Source organism: Kitasatospora sp. NPDC004669 (assembly GCF_040609455.1).
In the GTDB taxonomy this organism is placed as follows: domain Bacteria; phylum Actinomycetota; class Actinomycetes; order Streptomycetales; family Streptomycetaceae; genus Kitasatospora.
Genome location: NZ_JBEXKB010000042.1, coordinates 24,174 through 39,234 on the forward strand (window position 1 = coordinate 24,174; position 15,061 = coordinate 39,234).

15 protein-coding genes and 1 pseudogene are annotated in these 15,061 nt (G+C 70.2%); 8 read left to right on the top strand and 8 right to left on the bottom strand.

Going from position 1 to position 15,061, the window contains the following annotated elements:
* The 3 genes from ABZW30_RS29550 to ABZW30_RS29560 all read left to right on the top strand — a co-directional run bounded on the left by ABZW30_RS29550 (nt 1) and on the right by ABZW30_RS29560 (nt 2,626).
* On the top strand, nt 1-510 hold the full coding sequence (locus tag ABZW30_RS29550; protein ID WP_355674257.1) for a SigE family RNA polymerase sigma factor: 510 nt from the start codon (nt 1-3) through the stop codon (nt 508-510).
* A 4-nt stretch (nt 511-514) separates the two neighbouring features.
* A complete protein-coding gene (locus tag ABZW30_RS29555; protein WP_355674258.1) occupies nt 515-1,384 on the top strand; it encodes a hypothetical protein in 870 nt (289 codons plus the stop codon).
* Nucleotides 1,385-1,633: 249 nt separating this feature from the next.
* Nucleotides 1,634-2,626, top strand: coding sequence for a DUF2278 family protein (locus tag ABZW30_RS29560; RefSeq protein WP_355674259.1), 993 nt, complete (start codon nt 1,634-1,636; stop codon nt 2,624-2,626).
* A gap of 384 nt (nt 2,627-3,010) precedes the next feature.
* Here the strand turns inward: ABZW30_RS29560 and ABZW30_RS29565 are convergent.
* Both ABZW30_RS29565 and ABZW30_RS29570 read right to left on the bottom strand, forming a co-directional pair.
* Nucleotides 3,011-3,256, bottom strand: a pseudogene (locus ABZW30_RS29565) (IS5/IS1182 family transposase); the annotation flags it as partial.
* 296 nt (nt 3,257-3,552) lie between these two features.
* A complete protein-coding gene (locus ABZW30_RS29570) occupies nt 3,553-4,413 on the bottom strand; it encodes an enoyl-CoA hydratase/isomerase family protein (RefSeq protein ID WP_355674260.1) in 861 nt (286 codons plus the stop codon).
* A gap of 154 nt (nt 4,414-4,567) precedes the next feature.
* On the opposite strand from ABZW30_RS29570, the gene ABZW30_RS29575 reads away from it, so the two are divergent.
* Nucleotides 4,568-5,185, top strand: coding sequence for a TetR/AcrR family transcriptional regulator (locus ABZW30_RS29575; protein WP_355674261.1), 618 nt, complete (start codon nt 4,568-4,570; stop codon nt 5,183-5,185).
* A 761-nt stretch (nt 5,186-5,946) separates the two neighbouring features.
* Here the strand turns inward: ABZW30_RS29575 and ABZW30_RS29580 are convergent.
* A complete protein-coding gene (locus tag ABZW30_RS29580) occupies nt 5,947-6,393 on the bottom strand; it encodes an SRPBCC family protein (RefSeq protein ID WP_355674262.1) in 447 nt (148 codons plus the stop codon).
* Nucleotides 6,394-6,410: 17 nt separating this feature from the next.
* Nucleotides 6,411-6,767 carry a VOC family protein gene (locus ABZW30_RS29585; protein WP_355674263.1) on the bottom strand — a complete coding sequence of 119 codons (357 nt, stop codon included), beginning with the start codon at nt 6,765-6,767 and terminating at the stop codon, nt 6,411-6,413.
* A gap of 113 nt (nt 6,768-6,880) precedes the next feature.
* On the opposite strand from ABZW30_RS29585, the gene ABZW30_RS29590 reads away from it, so the two are divergent.
* A complete protein-coding gene (locus tag ABZW30_RS29590) occupies nt 6,881-7,666 on the top strand; it encodes a helix-turn-helix transcriptional regulator (RefSeq protein WP_355674264.1) in 786 nt (261 codons plus the stop codon).
* A gap of 101 nt (nt 7,667-7,767) precedes the next feature.
* Here the strand turns inward: ABZW30_RS29590 and ABZW30_RS29595 are convergent, their stop codons facing one another.
* Together ABZW30_RS29595 and ABZW30_RS29600 are read right to left on the bottom strand one after the other, a co-directional pair.
* On the bottom strand, nt 7,768-7,926 hold the full coding sequence (locus ABZW30_RS29595; protein ID WP_355674265.1) for a hypothetical protein: 159 nt from the start codon (nt 7,924-7,926) through the stop codon (nt 7,768-7,770).
* Between the two features lie 159 nt (nt 7,927-8,085).
* On the bottom strand, nt 8,086-9,330 hold the full coding sequence (locus tag ABZW30_RS29600; protein WP_355674266.1) for an MFS transporter: 1,245 nt from the start codon (nt 9,328-9,330) through the stop codon (nt 8,086-8,088).
* A 71-nt stretch (nt 9,331-9,401) separates the two neighbouring features.
* On the opposite strand from ABZW30_RS29600, the gene ABZW30_RS29605 reads away from it, so the two are divergent.
* Nucleotides 9,402-10,385, top strand: coding sequence for a DUF5937 family protein (locus tag ABZW30_RS29605; RefSeq protein ID WP_355674267.1), 984 nt, complete (start codon nt 9,402-9,404; stop codon nt 10,383-10,385).
* Between the two features lie 198 nt (nt 10,386-10,583).
* Here ABZW30_RS29605 and ABZW30_RS29610 read toward each other — a convergent pair whose 3' ends face one another.
* Together ABZW30_RS29610 and ABZW30_RS29615 are read right to left on the bottom strand one after the other, a co-directional pair.
* Nucleotides 10,584-11,249: a hypothetical protein gene (locus ABZW30_RS29610; protein ID WP_355674268.1), complete on the bottom strand. Its 666-nt coding sequence runs from the start codon at nt 11,247-11,249 to the stop codon at nt 10,584-10,586.
* Between the two features lie 418 nt (nt 11,250-11,667).
* Nucleotides 11,668-12,057: a hypothetical protein gene (locus ABZW30_RS29615; protein ID WP_355674269.1), complete on the bottom strand. Its 390-nt coding sequence runs from the start codon at nt 12,055-12,057 to the stop codon at nt 11,668-11,670.
* Nucleotides 12,058-12,486: 429 nt separating this feature from the next.
* Between ABZW30_RS29615 and ABZW30_RS29620 the strand changes: the two genes are divergently transcribed.
* Together ABZW30_RS29620 and ABZW30_RS29625 are read left to right on the top strand one after the other, a co-directional pair.
* Nucleotides 12,487-13,641, top strand: coding sequence for an FAD-dependent oxidoreductase (locus ABZW30_RS29620; protein WP_355674270.1), 1,155 nt, complete (start codon nt 12,487-12,489; stop codon nt 13,639-13,641).
* Between the two features lie 198 nt (nt 13,642-13,839).
* Nucleotides 13,840-15,054, top strand: coding sequence for a GNAT family N-acetyltransferase (locus ABZW30_RS29625; RefSeq protein ID WP_355674271.1), 1,215 nt, complete (start codon nt 13,840-13,842; stop codon nt 15,052-15,054).
* The last annotated feature ends 7 nt before the right edge of the window (nt 15,055-15,061 follow it).

The window sequence follows — 15,061 nt, forward strand, 5'->3', positions numbered from 1 at the left end:
ATGACCAACAGCTGGACGGATTTCGAGGAGTTCGCGGTCGCGTGCGGGCCGAGGCTGCTGCGTTCGGCCTGGCGGCTGACCGGCGACTGGCATCAGGCCGAGGACCTGTTGCAGACCGCCCTGGCACGCACCTGGCCGAAGTGGGGGCGGATCCCGATCGAGCAGCCCGAGGCGTATGTCCGCCGTGCGATGGTCAACACCTATGTGAGCTGGTGGCGCAGGGCCTGGCGCGAGCTGCCGCACGCCGACATGCCGGACCACTCCACCGCCCGGGACCGCTACGGCGAGGTGGACAGCGAGCACGAACTCTCCTTGCTCCTAAGGAAGTTACCCAAGAGACAGCGGGCCGTGGTGGTGCTGCGCTACCTGGAGGATCTGAGTGTGGCGGAGACCGCCGCGATCCTCGGCTGCTCGACCGGAACGGTCAAGTGCCAGGCGTCCAGGGCGCTGCGCACGCTGCGCCAGCGGCTGCCGGAGCAGGCCCTCGCAGCACACATGGCAGGCAGGTGACCCGATGAAGATGAACGAGAACGACGTCGACGGCAGTGAGCTGAGCGCGCTCGTGGAGTACATGCGACGCGCGGATGCCGATGGCAGCTCCACGCCGCCGGCGGGAGAAGACCGCATGCCACGGGTTCAGCGCCGGATCCGCCGTACCCGGCGGATCCGCGCGGCCGCGTTGGCCACGCCCGTGATCGCACTCGCCGTAGCTGCCGCCACGCTGCTGCCCGCCTCCTCGCAGGACACCGGTCTGTCCGCCGACGGTCCTGCCTCCGGGCCCGGGCCCAGCTCCGCCCCGGCCACCGGGGCGCCGACCGCCGATGCCGCTGGACCCGCCGACACACGTGTCGCCACGACCGGTCCAGCGCTCCTGGCCGTGCTGCTCGACGCGCTACCGCCGGGCGAGAAAGCTGGCGATTTCGCCGCGAACTCGGGCGACTACCCCACCGCCCAGGCCTACCTCACCGATGCCCGCGGCACCCGACAGATCACCGTCACCCTCACCACCCCCTACGCAGAGCGTGTCTGCAGTTCCAGCGGTGGCGACTCGTCCGTCCGGTGCTTCCGCGACAGCCGTGGCCAGCAGGTCAGGATCTCCCACATCCCGAGCGCCGGCGGCAGCTGCACTCGGACCGTCACTGTGACCGTCGCTCACCCCGACGGCAGGGACGTGGAGATCGAAATGTTCGACTGCCCTACGAAGGAGGGCGGCACCCGCCCGCCCGGTACCGCCGCCCTGACCGAGGACCAGGCGGTCGCCCTCGCCGGGAATCCCGCGTTCAGCCTGCAGATGGACTCCCGCTTCGTCCAGGCGGCAGCCGACCGGTTCCCTGACCTGCCTCGGATCAAGATGCCCTTCGACAACGGAGTCAGTCCCCTGTGAGTTGGTGACCTGGGCGGACTTGATTGGTCGGCACAGAAGCCCTGTGCCGGGGATGTAGCGGTGCTCGGTTCAGCCGGACCGCCCGGAGTACCCATCGCGGGACGGCGCAGCCCGGGCGCTTTCGGCTGGTCGTCGGACGGCAGCCGGGTGAACACCTCGTGGTTCTCCGCCCCGCTCGGCGGCCGATCGGCGATAACGGGAGGCAACCCGGGTCGCCACCACCCGCACCTTCAGCCGAGAGGACGACAGATGCCCGTGACCAACTACGGTGTGCTCGCCGCCAGAGCCGTCGAGAGCCAGCGCCAGGCAGCAAGCGTCCCGACGCCGCACTACCAGATCCACGCGCGCGATGACGGCGGTACCGACTACCGGATCGCCGTGAACGTCAGGTCCCAGGACTCACCGCCGAACCTGCTGTACGTCGCCATCGACGACTTCCACCACCCGCTGACCCAGCTGCTTCCGCCGGCCGGCAGCGGGTGGCACCTGGAGCCATCCCAGCCCGGCACGGCCAGCCTCGACTTCATCCGCGGGAACCTCTTCGACCCGGCCACCATGCGCGTGCTCCCGCCCGACGTCCCCGGCCTCGACAACGACCTGGAGGACCTGCTCGACCACTACGTCCAGCGCGCCATCACCGACCAGACCATCGCCCTCTACGCCTTCGGCCAGCGCTGGCCCACCGATGCCGCCGACACGGTGTTCGGCTTCCAGCCCGGAAACGGCGTCCACGACATCCACATGAACCAGGGCAACGACGCGGCGCACGCCGGCGACGACGGGGTCTGGCAGGACGGCGGCCTGCTGCTGCACGTCGCTGCGGAGAACCGCTGGGTCGCAATCTTCCTGGCCTTCCAGTCCCAGGCATGGCACACCGACGACACCACCGGCCACGCCCTCGCCCCGGCCCGGCCCACCGGCCCGCGCCAGGAGCCGGTGCGGATCGCAGCCGCACTGGTCAACCCGCTCGACTCGGCGACCGAGACGGTCACTCTGGTCAACACCTCGGCCACGCCGGTCAACCTCCAGGGCTGGCGCCTCAGCGACCAGAAGAACCTGCTCCCGTTGCCCGACACCGAGCTGCAGCCCGGCGACTCCACCACCGTCCCGGCCGCGAACGGCTTCCGACTCGGCGAGGACGGCGGAGTGATCTCCCTCCTCGACCCAGCCGGCCTCAAGGTGCACGGGGTCGCCTACACCAGGCAACAGGCCTCCGCCCCGGGCCAGACCCTCACCTTCTAACGGACCCGCCCCCGGCCTGGGAGGCCTGCGTTGCCGGCGCGCGCCGCGCCGGGCTGCTGCGGGTGACCGTCCATGCCGGGCAGCAAGACCAGTCGGGGCGGGCGAGGCGTCGCCCATCGGATCGTCATGGCTGTCGGGATGTGCCGCTACCGCCCCGCGCTCGACCTGCTCCGGGAACTCGCCCAGCGCCCCTTCGAGGCCACCATGGTGTACGTCGCCCTCGGCGACGCCACCGTCGAGCGGGCCGCCGGCATCCCAGTCGGCACCGTCAGCCCGGGTGTGAACCGGGCTGACGGTTCACCACCAGGCCGGTTCTGCGTCGGCGCCCTGGTCGACGTCCTGGCCGCGGTCGGCGGCCCGGTGGCCGGCCTGCAGCGCCCGGCCGCCCAGTCGCATCCATTGGTCGCGGCGGCTGCGGATCGAGGTGGCCGAGCAGGTTGTGTCGGCGATCGCCTCGTAAGAACGGCCGAAGCGCAGTAGTTGCAGCATCTTGTCGAAGATGATCCGGCCGCTGATGCGTCGGCGGTGGCAGCCAAGTGGATTGTCCGGGTGGTATTCCGGCCGCTCGGGCAGCAGGACCGCGAATTGGTCCCGGAGCGGCTCGGTCAGCCATGATGGGAGCGCAGGCACGGGTCTCCTCGGTGATCACAGAGCGTCAGCAACTCCGTGATCAACGGGACCCGTGCCCGCTCGGCTACCTACCTTCCCAACCGCGCCTATCCGCGCGGCCGAACAGCGTTGTCAAGCTTACGGCTACTTGCGCCATCCACTCCCCTGCCCGCCGTTTCCGGCGCTTCAGCCGGTCGTGTTCCCGACAGGCCCGGCGAACCAGGGTGGTCGACCTGAGCACTCGACAACGCGGCCGGCAATGGCTGAGGAATTCTTCCCACGGAGCCTCTGCGCACGGATGGCGAGAGCTTGGGCACTCAGATGCTGTTGGCGATGCGCTCGTGGTCCCGTTCGCCCTCGCGGGTCTGGATACCAGCGGCGAGCAGCTTGTGGGCGAGCTCGGTGACCTCATCGCCGAACGCCGCGAACAGGCCCTCGTTCTCAACGGCGTACGCCGCACGCGGAATCGGCTGCGCAACCGTGTCGACCACAGCCTTCGTGATGGAGATCACCTCCGGCCGGAGGCCGGCGATCCGTCGGGCGAGGGTGTCGACGAAGGAATCGAGTTCTGCGGCGGGCAGGGCACGGTTGATCAGGCCGTACCGTTCCGCGAGCTCCGCGCCCACGAGTTCGGCGCCGAGGATGAGCTCCAGCGCGCGGGCCCTTCCTGCCAGGCGCGTCATGTTCACCGTGCCGCCGCCTCCGGGGAGGATCCCCATCAAGGATTCCGGCTGCCCCTGCCCCGACTTGCCGATCGCCGCGAATCGCATGTCCAGGTACATGAAGAACTCGTTGCCCGCGCCGCGCGCGAAGCCCGCCAGCTTGCCGATGGTGACCTGCGGCAGCGAGCGGACCTCCTCGCTCATCGCCTGGAGGATGTTCAGGCCTTCCGGGACGGTCGAACCCGGCGCGGCCGCGATCGCAGCGCGAGTGGCTGCAGGCAGCGCGTCAGGGTCGGTGAGGTAGGCCATGTCACCGTGCGCAACGAAGAACTCCGGGTCAGCGCTCTCGAAGACAACGACGCGGACGTCGGCGTCGTCCCGCACACGCGCGACGAATGCCCGGAGTGACGGCAGGAGAACCGCGTCCATCAGATTGAGCGGCGGGTGATCGATTGTCACCGTCGCGACCCCGTCCGAGACGTCGATCGTCAGGGCGGGAAGGTCTTCGTAGCTCATGAGGTGGCTCCATATCGCGGTAAGCGACGGCCCGTGACCGGGCCGCCGGCTGCGGACAGTGTCGCGAATCTCAGCATCGCGACTGACACTGAGTATCAGATTAGAAACCTGTATCCGAAGAAGCAAACAAGTGTGTCGGAGTACACTCGTCCCCATGAGCGCAGCGCCAGTCGGTACCCGTGAGATCAGCCGCCACGCGGTGCGAGCAGAGCTGGCCCGCGTCGCGTTCAACCGGTTCTGCCTCACCGGCTTCAACCAGGTCACCTTCGCCGACCTCTCCGAAGCCGCCGGAGTGTCGCGGAGCACCTTCCTGCGTTACTTCGGCACCAAGGAAGACGTGGTCCTGTTCGTCTTCGACCCTGTCGGTGACGTCATCACTGACGCGCTCGATGCCGAGCGGGCCGACCAGGACGACTGGAGCAGGCTGCGCAACGCCCTGGAGTCAGCCGTGAGGTTCCTCGTGCGCGACGTCCAGGAACTCGTGACGATCCTCGGCCTCATCGAACAGACCCCAGCCCTGTGCGCACGCCTCCGCGAGAAGCAGACTGAATGGCGACCAGAGATCGTCGCCCGACTGCAGAAGACAACCCCCTCGACCGACGGGTCATCGGTCATCGCCAACGTTCGCGTAGCGGCGGCGCTCGAAATCTTGTGGATCGTCCTCGGGCAATGGAGTGCGAGCGACGGCCAAGAGGACCTCGGCAAACTGCTGGACACTGCGTTCGCCGCCTTCTCGACCCCGGCATGCCAGCAGACGGACGCTCCGTTGTAAAGGGCCGAGGCGGCGGCTTCCTCGGCGGTGCCGAAGCAGCCGAAAGGAGTGGTCGACCCGGCGGCGGTGATCGCGTCGTCGGAGTCCAGCCGCGAGCGCAGGAGCGGGGTGTCGATCCGGCCGAAGCGGACGGTGTCCACGCGCAGCCGTGTAGGACCGCCGAGGCCCCCACAGCACCTATCTGCGCGACCTCTTGATCGGCCGCCGGATCTTGCGGTAGCGGCCCGCATCGCGCGCCTCCTCCACGACCCACCGCCGGCCCTCGGCCGCGTGGGCCCTCGGGGATCAAGGCGTCGCCAGTAGTGGCAGGCCATGTGATCGGCCTCGGTCGCGTCCCGCCAGTCCTTCCCACCCCGGCTCCGGTGCAGAAAGTTCAGGTGCCGACACAAGGCCGACGCTCGGTTGAGCTGGCTGTTGAGCGGGCCTTCCAAGAGGTTCACCCGATGGAAGTACGAGTTCAGGTCAGTGTCGTAGACGAAGCACGGCGACAACAGGCACGGCGTGCCATCGGGTTGGTCACTGACCGAGTGTGCACAAGCCAGGGTGCGGCGGAACTGGCTGGTGTGACCCGCCGCTCCCGGGCCGACGGCTTGTTTGTTGTCGCGCAGCGACGTTGACGCCGAGGCGCTCGAAGACATGAAGGCGAAGTCCGAGGAGTTCAAGGCCCGGGGCAACCGGGTCACCTCCCGCTCACCGACTGACATGCGCTGAGCGCCGTCCCGAGGGTGTTTCCGATCCCGGGGCGGCGCTCAGCCGTCGTGTCATCGAGCCGCGGTCGAGGCGGGTGCCGGTCCGGGCGGGGCCGATGAAGCGGCCTCCAGCGTGCGGCGGATCACCGCCGAACCGTGCTCGACGAACTCGGCGATCGGTGCGGCCAGAGCGTCGGGCAGGACATCGATGTGCCAGACGAACCTCGTGCGGCCGCCGGCCTCCGGAAGGGCCTGCATGGACGCGTGGTGGTGGGACGGGTGGAGGCTGCCGCCGATGACCGTATAGGCGACCCGCATCGCCTCGTGGTCGAGGTCGACGAGCCGTTCGAGCACGATCGTGCCATCGGCGAAGGTGACGGTGCGGGTGTCCGAGCTCAGGCGGGTGTCGGTGACGAACCCCGGCGCCAGCCGCTCGTGCACCGCGCCGTAGTCGCTGAGCACCGACCACACCGCTTCGGGGCGGGCGCCGATGACGAGTTCCTTGTGGATCGAGGCCATGGGTGATCGACTCCTGGTCAGGCCGAAGCGATGCAGAACAGGTGGCCCTCGGGGTCGGCGAGAACGGTCCACTCGCCTTCGCCGGGCTGGAACTCCGGCTTGGTCGCCCCCGCCGAGAGCAGTTCCTTCACCGCGACCTCAGGATCGGCGACCGTGAAGTCGAGATGGGCGTGCTTCGCGGCGTCGGGCCAGCCAGGCCCCCGGTAGCCGCTGATCCGCTGGAACGCCAACCGGACCGGTCCCCTGCCGAGTTGGACGAAGTCGTCGTCGGCCTGCCCGACGTCCCAGCCGGTGACCTTGCGGTAGAACTCGGCGAGGGCCCGGGGATCGGCGCAGTCGATGGTGATCGCGGTGAGCTCCGCGTGAACGGCCATGGATGGCTCCCTTCGTGTCATCACGTGGGCCCCAGCATCCGGGGCAACGGCACCGAAGGTCTTGAAGATCCTTGCGGGCCGTTCTGTCGTACCCGGCCGGTACCGTTCGCGGCATGCTGTCCGCTTCGATCCTCGCCGCCCGGCCGGAGTTCACCGTGGCAGTGGTGGGGTGCCGCTCCGACCACGCCCGGTGGTCGCAGCCGGAGACCCGCGACGACCACCGCCTGGTGTTGGTGCAGCGCGGCAGGTTCCGGCGATCGGCTGACGGCACCGACGCCGATCTGGACCCGACCATGGCCTACCTGGGCGCGCCCGGTGAGGAGGAGCGCTTTGCGCACCCGCTCGGCGGTGACGTCTGTACGTCGGTCAGCTTCGAGCCCTCCCTCCTCGGGTACCCGCCCGCCGTGACGGCGGTGTACGTGGACGCGCGCGTCGATCTCGCCCACCGTCGTCTGGTTGCCGCCGCGGGCACCGGCGACATCGACTACGCGCTGACGGAGGAACTGCTCCGCCTCGTGGCGGCCGCGGCCGGTGAGCCGGCTGTCCGCTCCCGGCCGGCCGATCGGGCGCTGGCCGCCGCAGCGCGGGAGGCGATCACCGACGAGGTCCCGGAGGCCGGAGAGCTCTGCGCACTGGCCGCGCTGCTGGAGGTGTCGCCCTACCGACTGAGCCGGGTGTTCTCACGGGAGACGGGTGTCTCGCTGACCCGCTACCGCAACCGCGTACGCGTCACCCGGGCCATGGACCGGATCGCCGAGGGTGAGCCCAGCCTCGCCGATCTGGCGGCACAGCTCGGCTTCGCCGACCAGGCGCACCTGACTCGCACCATCCGTGAGCACGTGGGACACACACCCACGGTGCTGCGTCGGTTGCTCGCTCCCGGTTCGCGTCTGTCGTGAGCCAGGGGGGCAGGTGAATGTGCTGTCCACAGACTGAAGGTGCCCCAACTGACCCGTCCCACCGAAGTTCGGCGAGTCTCAGCGAAGTTTGACCACCGGGTTCAGGGGGCGGTGTCCTCGACGGCGTCGGGGCTTTCGTGGCGAGCGAGCTCGGCGTCGCGGAATCGGGTGCTGAGCGAGAGGCGCCGTTCTCGGGTGGCCGGGTTCGGGTCCTCCAGTGGCGAGGCGATCAGCTCGGCGGCCGCGGCCAGGGCTGACACGGGCGCGGTCGCGGTGCGCAGGTGCGGGAGTTGCGGTGGCCTTTTCGCTGGGCGTCGCCCGGGTGCGGGGTGGGGATCAGGGAGCTCATGCTTCGGCTGCGGTTGTTGAGTTGAGGAGCCGGAGACTCGCCCCGTCCCTCACGGCTGTCCGAAGGCTCGTCAGACATGTCGGGCACATGAAGCGTCAGGGCGCCGGCCGAGCCGTAGGAGGCCGGGCACCGCGGCCAGACTGAGGACGAGCAGAAAGAGCCAGGGCCAGGCGGCGCCGCGGTCGAGCAGCAGGGTGAGCAGGCCGGGGGCAACGGCCTGGCCGACGTTCCAGGAGAGTTGGTAGACGGCCAGGTATCGGCCGCGCTGAGCCGGGTCGGCGAGCGAGACGCTCAGATCCTCTCGGCAGGGGGTCGCGACGGTCTCGGCGAGGTTGTACACGAGCATCGCGGTGTACAGGCCCGGCAGGACGGCCCAGCCGGGGGCGGCTGCGAGCAGCGCGAAGAGGCCGAAGGCGAACGCATTGAGCAGTGCCCCGGCGGCGACCACCCGGGTGGGACGCCGACCCTCCAGACGGCGGGCGACGACGCTCTGGGTGAGTACGACCTGCACGCCGTTGAGGACGAGGAGAGAGCCGGCCACCGAGGCGTCGCGGTGCAGGCCGACGGTGAGGTAGACGGCCAGCAGCATGCTGAGGATCATCGACGCGAAGACGAAGCTGAGGTTGACCGCCACCAGCAGCAGGTACCGCCGGTCCCGCAGCACCTCCCGGTAGCCGCCCGGCTCGGCCGTCCTGGCCTCCCGCGCGGGCGCGGCGGCGGGCCGCCATGTGGCCAGCAGGATGGACGCGAGCAGGTAGCTGGCCGCGTTGAGCACCACCAGTAGCCGCAGCACTCCGGTACCGCCGCCGGTCATCAGGACCGCTCCCAGCGCCCCGCCGAGGCCCATACCGGTGTTGCGCAGTGTCTGCACCAAAGCGAACCACCGTGTGCGCTCGCCCTCGTGGGAGGCGAGGACCACCAGGCCGGTGCTGGCGGTCCAGTAGCCGACGTGGCCGATCTGGGCGAGCAGGCAGACCAGGACGATCTGCCATGCCTGGTGGGTGAGCAGGAACCCGCAGTAGGCGAGCGCGGAGAGCGCGTTGGCGCCGATCGCCACGACGCGGGCGCCGTGGCGGTCGATCAGCGGGCCGACCGCGAGGGCGGTGGGCAGGGCGAGCAGCCGGGCGGTGGAGACGGCGGCGCCGACCGTGGCGAGGGGGAGGTCGGTGGTGTGAGTGAAGTAGACGAGGACGAAGGCGAGGATCAACCCGGTGCCGAGGCTGTCGACGAGGTGGGCGCCGATCAGACGGGCGCGGCCGGCGGTGTCGGGCAGGCCGAGGCGGTCGCGCAATGGCAGGGGTGTGGCGGTGGTCATGCACCGAGGCTCTCTGGAATGATCACTGCCGCCCAGATATTCCATCCTGATCGAATCCTCACGGAGGGCCCGTGCTCACCTGGGAGTTCTCCGCACAAGACCTCGCCCGGACGCGGTTCGCCCGCTCACCGCTGTGCGAGGTGACGACGAGCGTTGAGGTACTCAAGGACCCGGGCCGGCACGCGGTCCATCTGCCGTGGGTGCGACAGGCTAGAGCGCGGCTGGCGGGGGTGGGCTGGGAACTGCTGTCCCAGCTGGTGCGGCTGCCGACGGTGTACGTGCCGGACTTCCTGACTCCGGTGCCGACGGCGTCCAGCCCGACGATCGAGCAGGCGCTGGCCGACCTGGCCGCCACCGATCCCGCGGCGGTGCGCCGCGACCTCGCCCGGATCGGGGGTGAGCTGTCCCCGTTGGTGGCGGAGTTGGCGCGTGATCCGGAGCGCGGTCTGGCCCGGCTGGTGGCGGAGATCCGGGCGTACTGGGATACCGCGATCGCCCCGCACTGGGACCGGATCGAGCGGCTCGCCGAGGGTGAGATCCTGCGCCGGGCCCGGCAGATGTCTGCGGGTGGTCCGGCGGCGCTGTTCGCCGACCTGCACCCGCAGGTGACATGGGAACGGGACACCTTGCGGATCGGCTACCGGATGGTCGACGCACACCGGCGGCTGGACGGGGAGCGGGGCCTGGTCCTGGTACCGACGGTGTTCGCCTGGCCAGGCGTGTTCTCCCAGCAGAACCCGCCGTGGCAGCCGGGCCTGGTGTACCCGCCACGCGGGGTGGCGACGCTGTGGGAGACGGCGGGCAACGCGGTGCCGGACGGGCTGGCGCGGGTGATCGGCCGTACCCGCGCCTGGCTGCTGGCCGAACTGGACGCCCCCGCCTCGACCGGCGAACTCGCCGAGCGCACGGGCCTGTCCGCCCCGAACGTGTCCCACCACCTGGCCGCCCTGCGTGGCGCCGGCCTGCTCGCGCGCCACCGCACCGGCCGCACGGTCCTGTACCTGCGCACCGACGCGGCCGAACTCCTCCTCCAGGCCGTCCAGGCCGATAGTTGATCCGACCACCAGCGCGCGCCCAGCGGTACCACCGCAGCGTGAAGAGACACCGCACCTGTGCAGGTTGATCCGGGGCCGCCCGTGTCCGGGCGCGCTATCGCGAAGCAGCCGTTGACCGGCTTGTGCTCGCTTCGGACTTCGACTCCGTGCCAACGCATTGCTGCTGCGGGCACCTCCCGGGTGCCCGCAGCGGTGTTCCTACCACCAGACGACGAGGTACCCACTGCCGCCGACGCCGCCGCCGTCACCTGGGCCTCCGACGCCACCCGCGACACCGGGCTGGCCACCGACGCCACCGGTGCCACCGGCGCCACCGGCGCTGCTGCCGGGTGGCAGGCCGACGATGCCACTGACGGCAACGCCGCCCTGAGTACCGGAGCCGGAGCCGCCGTACCGTGTGATACCGCCCGTGCTGCACACGCCGGTACCGCCGGTGCCGCTGAGGCCGGCGGCACCGGGCGTGCCCCCCGGTTGACCGCCCCCGCCGCCCTCGCCGCGGCCGCCACCGGTGGCGCTGAGCAGCACCGTGGAATTCGGCGCCACCAGGGATGTGGTTCCTCCGTCGCCGCCGGCGGTTCCGTTGTGACCACCGGTGGCGCCGGCCGTGCCGCCAGAGCCCGAGGCTGCGACAGGGGATACGGTCACCGTGTACTGCGCCCCAGGCCTGACGTTGATGACACACCAGGTGAAGCCGCCGGCACCACCTGCACCACCGTTGCCGCCGGCGCCGCCGGCAACGGTGCCACTGGCCGGGCCGCCTCCCCCGCCGCCTCCGCCCCCACCACCGCCACCCCATGCCTGGACGTTGACCGAGGTGACTCCGTCAGGGGGCATGAAGACGCCGTTACCGGTGAACTCCTGCAAGCCGTGCCGGACCTTATCGGGTCTTGGCCCGTGACCGGCCGGCACCTGCGCGGTGGCCGCGGTTGCGGCGAACAACTGCCCGGTCAGCGCAACCGCCGCCCCGACGCAGGCGAGGGCGGCCCTTCGGCGCACCCCAGCTCGTTCGGAGGTCGGACTCTGACTGTTCATGTGTGTCGCTTTCCGCCTCTGCCGCGGTGTGAGGGCAGCGAAGGCATGACGAGACGTCCGCGGGCCGAACAGCCCGTGGGTCCTCATTCCACCTGAGCCGCGCGCCGGCACAGTTATGACACGCCTCGCACCTGGTACTCCGTGTGCCAGGAAGTCACCCATCTCCGCAGGCGACTCGAACGAACGAAGCACCGGGATCGGAACCGGACACAGGCGGCGACGTCGATCGCGGCACTCGGCGCACTGGTGATCACTTCGCTCTCGCTGTACCCGACCAGCCGCCAGAACGCGCAGCAGAACGACATCGCGAAACAAGGACAGATTGCTCTTCGGCCTCCCGTTCCAGCCGTTCCTTGCGTTCCCGGTGGCAGGGCCTGCAGCGGCCGTGCGGGCGGCGGGTCCACTTGTGGCCGCTGTAGACCCAGGTGCTCTCCTGCTCGGGTACGTCGCCGCAGTCGATGCAGGCCAGGGAGTCCATCAGCTCCCGATGGGCCTTCTGCTGCTCACGTTCGCGGACGGCCTGGCGCTGGTCGTAGGCGGCGCGGGTGTTCGGGTTGTCCAGCGCCTCGATCAGGGAGTGCCGGCCGGCACGGCCGAGGCGCCACCACACCGGCCCGAGCAGGCCGTGCTCGCAGGTCACCGATCACGGCCGCCCAGCTGCCGGGCGCCGTGGCGCCGACGCGGTGAGCACCAGCGCCACGGGGCCGGTGGCCCTCGCGGGTGCGCCCGGCCAGGCCCGACTCCACCAGGGCACCGTCCACTCGGACAAGACTCCTCCTCGGAGCGGTCCGGGGCGTGGCCCGACGGGCGCTTTTTCCCAGGTGGTACGGGACACCGGGCTGCTGATCAGCCCGTCACCGTCTCGTCGGTCGCCGGTCCGCGACGGCCGTGATGCCCGCGTGCGCCGTGTGCGGTGGAATGGCGGGAGGGAACGGGAGTGTCTCGGCCGGGGCGGACCCTGCCGGGTACGCAGAGGCCAGACCCGGGGCCGAGGTGTCCTGTCCCGGCTCGGCCGCGTCACACGCACCTGCGGGTGTCCGCTGATCCGCAGGCCGGAAGGGAGCCTGACATGGACGAAACCCTCTCCACCGATGTGCTCGTCATCGGTGCGGGACCGTTCGGACTCTCAGCGGCCGCCCTCGCCCGCGATTACGGCATTGACGCGCAGGTGGTCGGGCGGCCGATGGGTTTTTGGCATGAGCACATGCCCGACGGGATGCTGCTGCGCTCGGGGGTCGACTGGCATCTGGACGCCGCGGGAGTGCACACACTTCAGGCCTATCTGGAAGAGCAGGGGCTGACCGGTGACGAGGTCCTCCCGGTCCCCGTGGGACTGTTTCGTGAGTACGGCGAGTGGTTCCGCCGCGTCAAGCAGGTGCCGGTCCGGTCCGGACTCGTGCGAGACATCGCACGGCGGGGGACGGGGTTCGAAGCGGAACTCGCCGATGGCGGGCGGATGCATGCCGAGGTCGTGGTCGCCGCTCCTGGTGTCTGCTATTTCCGGCAGTTGCCTCCGTGGGCGGCCGGTGTGCCGGCCCGTCGGGCGGCCCACAGCTGTGACCTGGTCCGTTTCGACGCCCTGGCGGGCCGACGCGTGCTGATCGTGGGAGGTCGGCAGAGCGCGTACGAGTGGGCGGCCTTGCTGGCCGAGCACGATGTCGAACACGTCGACATCGTCCACCGCCATCCCGTTCCGCGTTTCGAGCCGGTGAGCTGGGCGTTCTTCGACGACTACATCGACAGTACCCTGCAGGTCACCGGGTGGTGGCGTCGGCTGACGGCCACGGAGCGGGAAGCGATCGTCATGCGGTGCTGGCGGGCCGGACGGGCGACTCTGGAACCATGGCTGCCGGCCCGGCTGGACCCCTCGGTGGTGCACCTCTGGCCGAACACCGATGTCGTCCACGCCGACTGCGGCTCGACCGGTGACACCGTGCAGGTCACGCTGTCCGATTCCGAAACCCTGACAGCCGATCAGGTGGTGTTCGCCACCGGGTACGCACCCGATCTGGCACGTGTCCCCTACCTGTCCGGTCTCCTGGAGCAGATCGCCACCCGCAACGGGTTCCCGGTACTGGACGAGAACTTCCAGACCACCGTTCCCGGCCTCTATCTCACCGGATTCGCAGCCACCCAGGACTTCGGTCCGTTTCTGGGGTTCGTCAAAGCCGCGCCGGCCGCCGCGACCATCCTCCTGCGGCACTTGCAGGCCCGCTGGGCCTGACGAGAAGATCGAGGCGGAGGCGGGCGGCCAGGTGTACCGAGCCATCGCGGGCAACCACTCCATAGCCGTACCGGAGTCCCCCGATCTCAGGACCATGCCTTGTCTCGTCCCGCCAGCGCGGCACGAAGGTTGTCAAATCCGTTGCAGGAAAGGCAGGCTGAGCCAATCAGGCGGGCGTGGGACGTAGGGGGGACGGCCATGGGTCTGCGTGTCCGCGCGGCTGTCGGGAGCGACGAGCAGTTGCTACTCGATCTCGCGGCGTCGGTGTCAGGCGCCGGGGGCAATGCTTCCTGGGGTGTGGAGGGGGCCCTCGCCGAGGGAGAGGTCTGGCTCGCCGAGGCGGACGATACTGCGGTGGGGTACCTCTGCGTGGAGCGGCCGCGACCCAACCACGTCCGGCTCACCGGGATCGGCGTCCTGCCCGGCCACCGCCGCCGTGGGGTAGGGCGTGTCCTGGTGGAGCGGCTGCTGACGAAGCCGGACGACGAGGAGGACGGGGGCACAACGGTCTCGGCCGTCGTCGAGCCCACGCAGACTGCGGGAATCGAGCTCCTGCTGGCGTGCGGCTTCATCGGGGACCGAATCCTGCGCGTCGGCGTGGCCGGGGACGGGGTTCAGATGCACCTGCGGCACCAGTCCCGCACGGAGTACGTCGATCCAGAGGCGCGCTATCTGGTGCCGATCGCTGATACCGCGCAGTTGGTGGAGTCGCTCGGGCCCGACGACCGGGTGGTCACCGCGCTGGCGAGGCTGGCCGGCGGCCCGGCCTTCGAGATCTCGCGGTTCGAGCAGGACGATCCGGCCGCGCTGCAGTCGGGTGAGGCTCAAGCGGGCATCGCCTTCGCGGGCGCGATCCTGGCCGCGCTCACATTCCTGGTGGGTTTCTCGTTCGCATCCGCGCGCTACCCGGATGACATCCGCTTGCTGCTGATCGCCGCGACCTTCGCGACGACGATGTCGCTGATCATCTACGCGAGCGCGGCCGGCGAGCTGGCGCGGATCAGGGCCAACGCCTTCGGCAGGATCATGAAGTGGGGCAATGTCGTGTCCGAGTACGGTGGCGTGCTGCCGTTCCTGGTCTCACTCCCCATCACCTACGCGCAGCTCGCGGGCGCGGCCTGGACGGCGGTGGCGCTGGGCGCGGCGCTCACTCTCGGACTGCTCGTCTACGAGCGCTCCGAGTTCTCCATCGCCAGCCGCTTCCGCCGGTCCGCGTTCACGCGTGCGCTCGCCCTGGCGACCAGTCTGGCCCCGCTCGGCTCGGCCCTGCTCGCGGCCTGCGGTGCGCCGAGCTGGCCGTGGACTGCGGCGCTGGTACTCGCGTTGGCAGGACGCACGGGCGTCTCACTCTTGCGGCGCGGCCCGGAGTCGGGGATCTCCGAGTTCCGGCGAACGCTCCAGATCCGCAAGTGAGCGCTGG

Bases quoted from the DNA above. Each gene is read 5' to 3' on its own strand.
- ABZW30_RS29550 (WP_355674257.1), top strand. From the start codon at position 1: ATGACCAACAGCTGGACGGATTTCGAGGAGTTCGCGGTCGCGTGCGGG.
- ABZW30_RS29555 (WP_355674258.1), top strand. From the start codon at position 515: ATGAAGATGAACGAGAACGACGTCGACGGCAGTGAGCTGAGCGCGCTC.
- ABZW30_RS29560 (WP_355674259.1), top strand. From the start codon at position 1,634: ATGCCCGTGACCAACTACGGTGTGCTCGCCGCCAGAGCCGTCGAGAGC.
- ABZW30_RS29570 (WP_355674260.1), bottom strand. From the start codon at position 4,413: ATGAGCTACGAAGACCTTCCCGCCCTGACGATCGACGTCTCGGACGGG.
- ABZW30_RS29575 (WP_355674261.1), top strand. From the start codon at position 4,568: ATGAGCGCAGCGCCAGTCGGTACCCGTGAGATCAGCCGCCACGCGGTG.
- ABZW30_RS29580 (WP_355674262.1), bottom strand. From the start codon at position 6,393: ATGGCCTCGATCCACAAGGAACTCGTCATCGGCGCCCGCCCCGAAGCG.
- ABZW30_RS29585 (WP_355674263.1), bottom strand. From the start codon at position 6,767: ATGGCCGTTCACGCGGAGCTCACCGCGATCACCATCGACTGCGCCGAT.
- ABZW30_RS29590 (WP_355674264.1), top strand. From the start codon at position 6,881: ATGCTGTCCGCTTCGATCCTCGCCGCCCGGCCGGAGTTCACCGTGGCA.
- ABZW30_RS29600 (WP_355674266.1), bottom strand. From the start codon at position 9,330: ATGACCACCGCCACACCCCTGCCATTGCGCGACCGCCTCGGCCTGCCC.
- ABZW30_RS29620 (WP_355674270.1), top strand. From the start codon at position 12,487: ATGGACGAAACCCTCTCCACCGATGTGCTCGTCATCGGTGCGGGACCG.
- ABZW30_RS29625 (WP_355674271.1), top strand. From the start codon at position 13,840: ATGGGTCTGCGTGTCCGCGCGGCTGTCGGGAGCGACGAGCAGTTGCTA.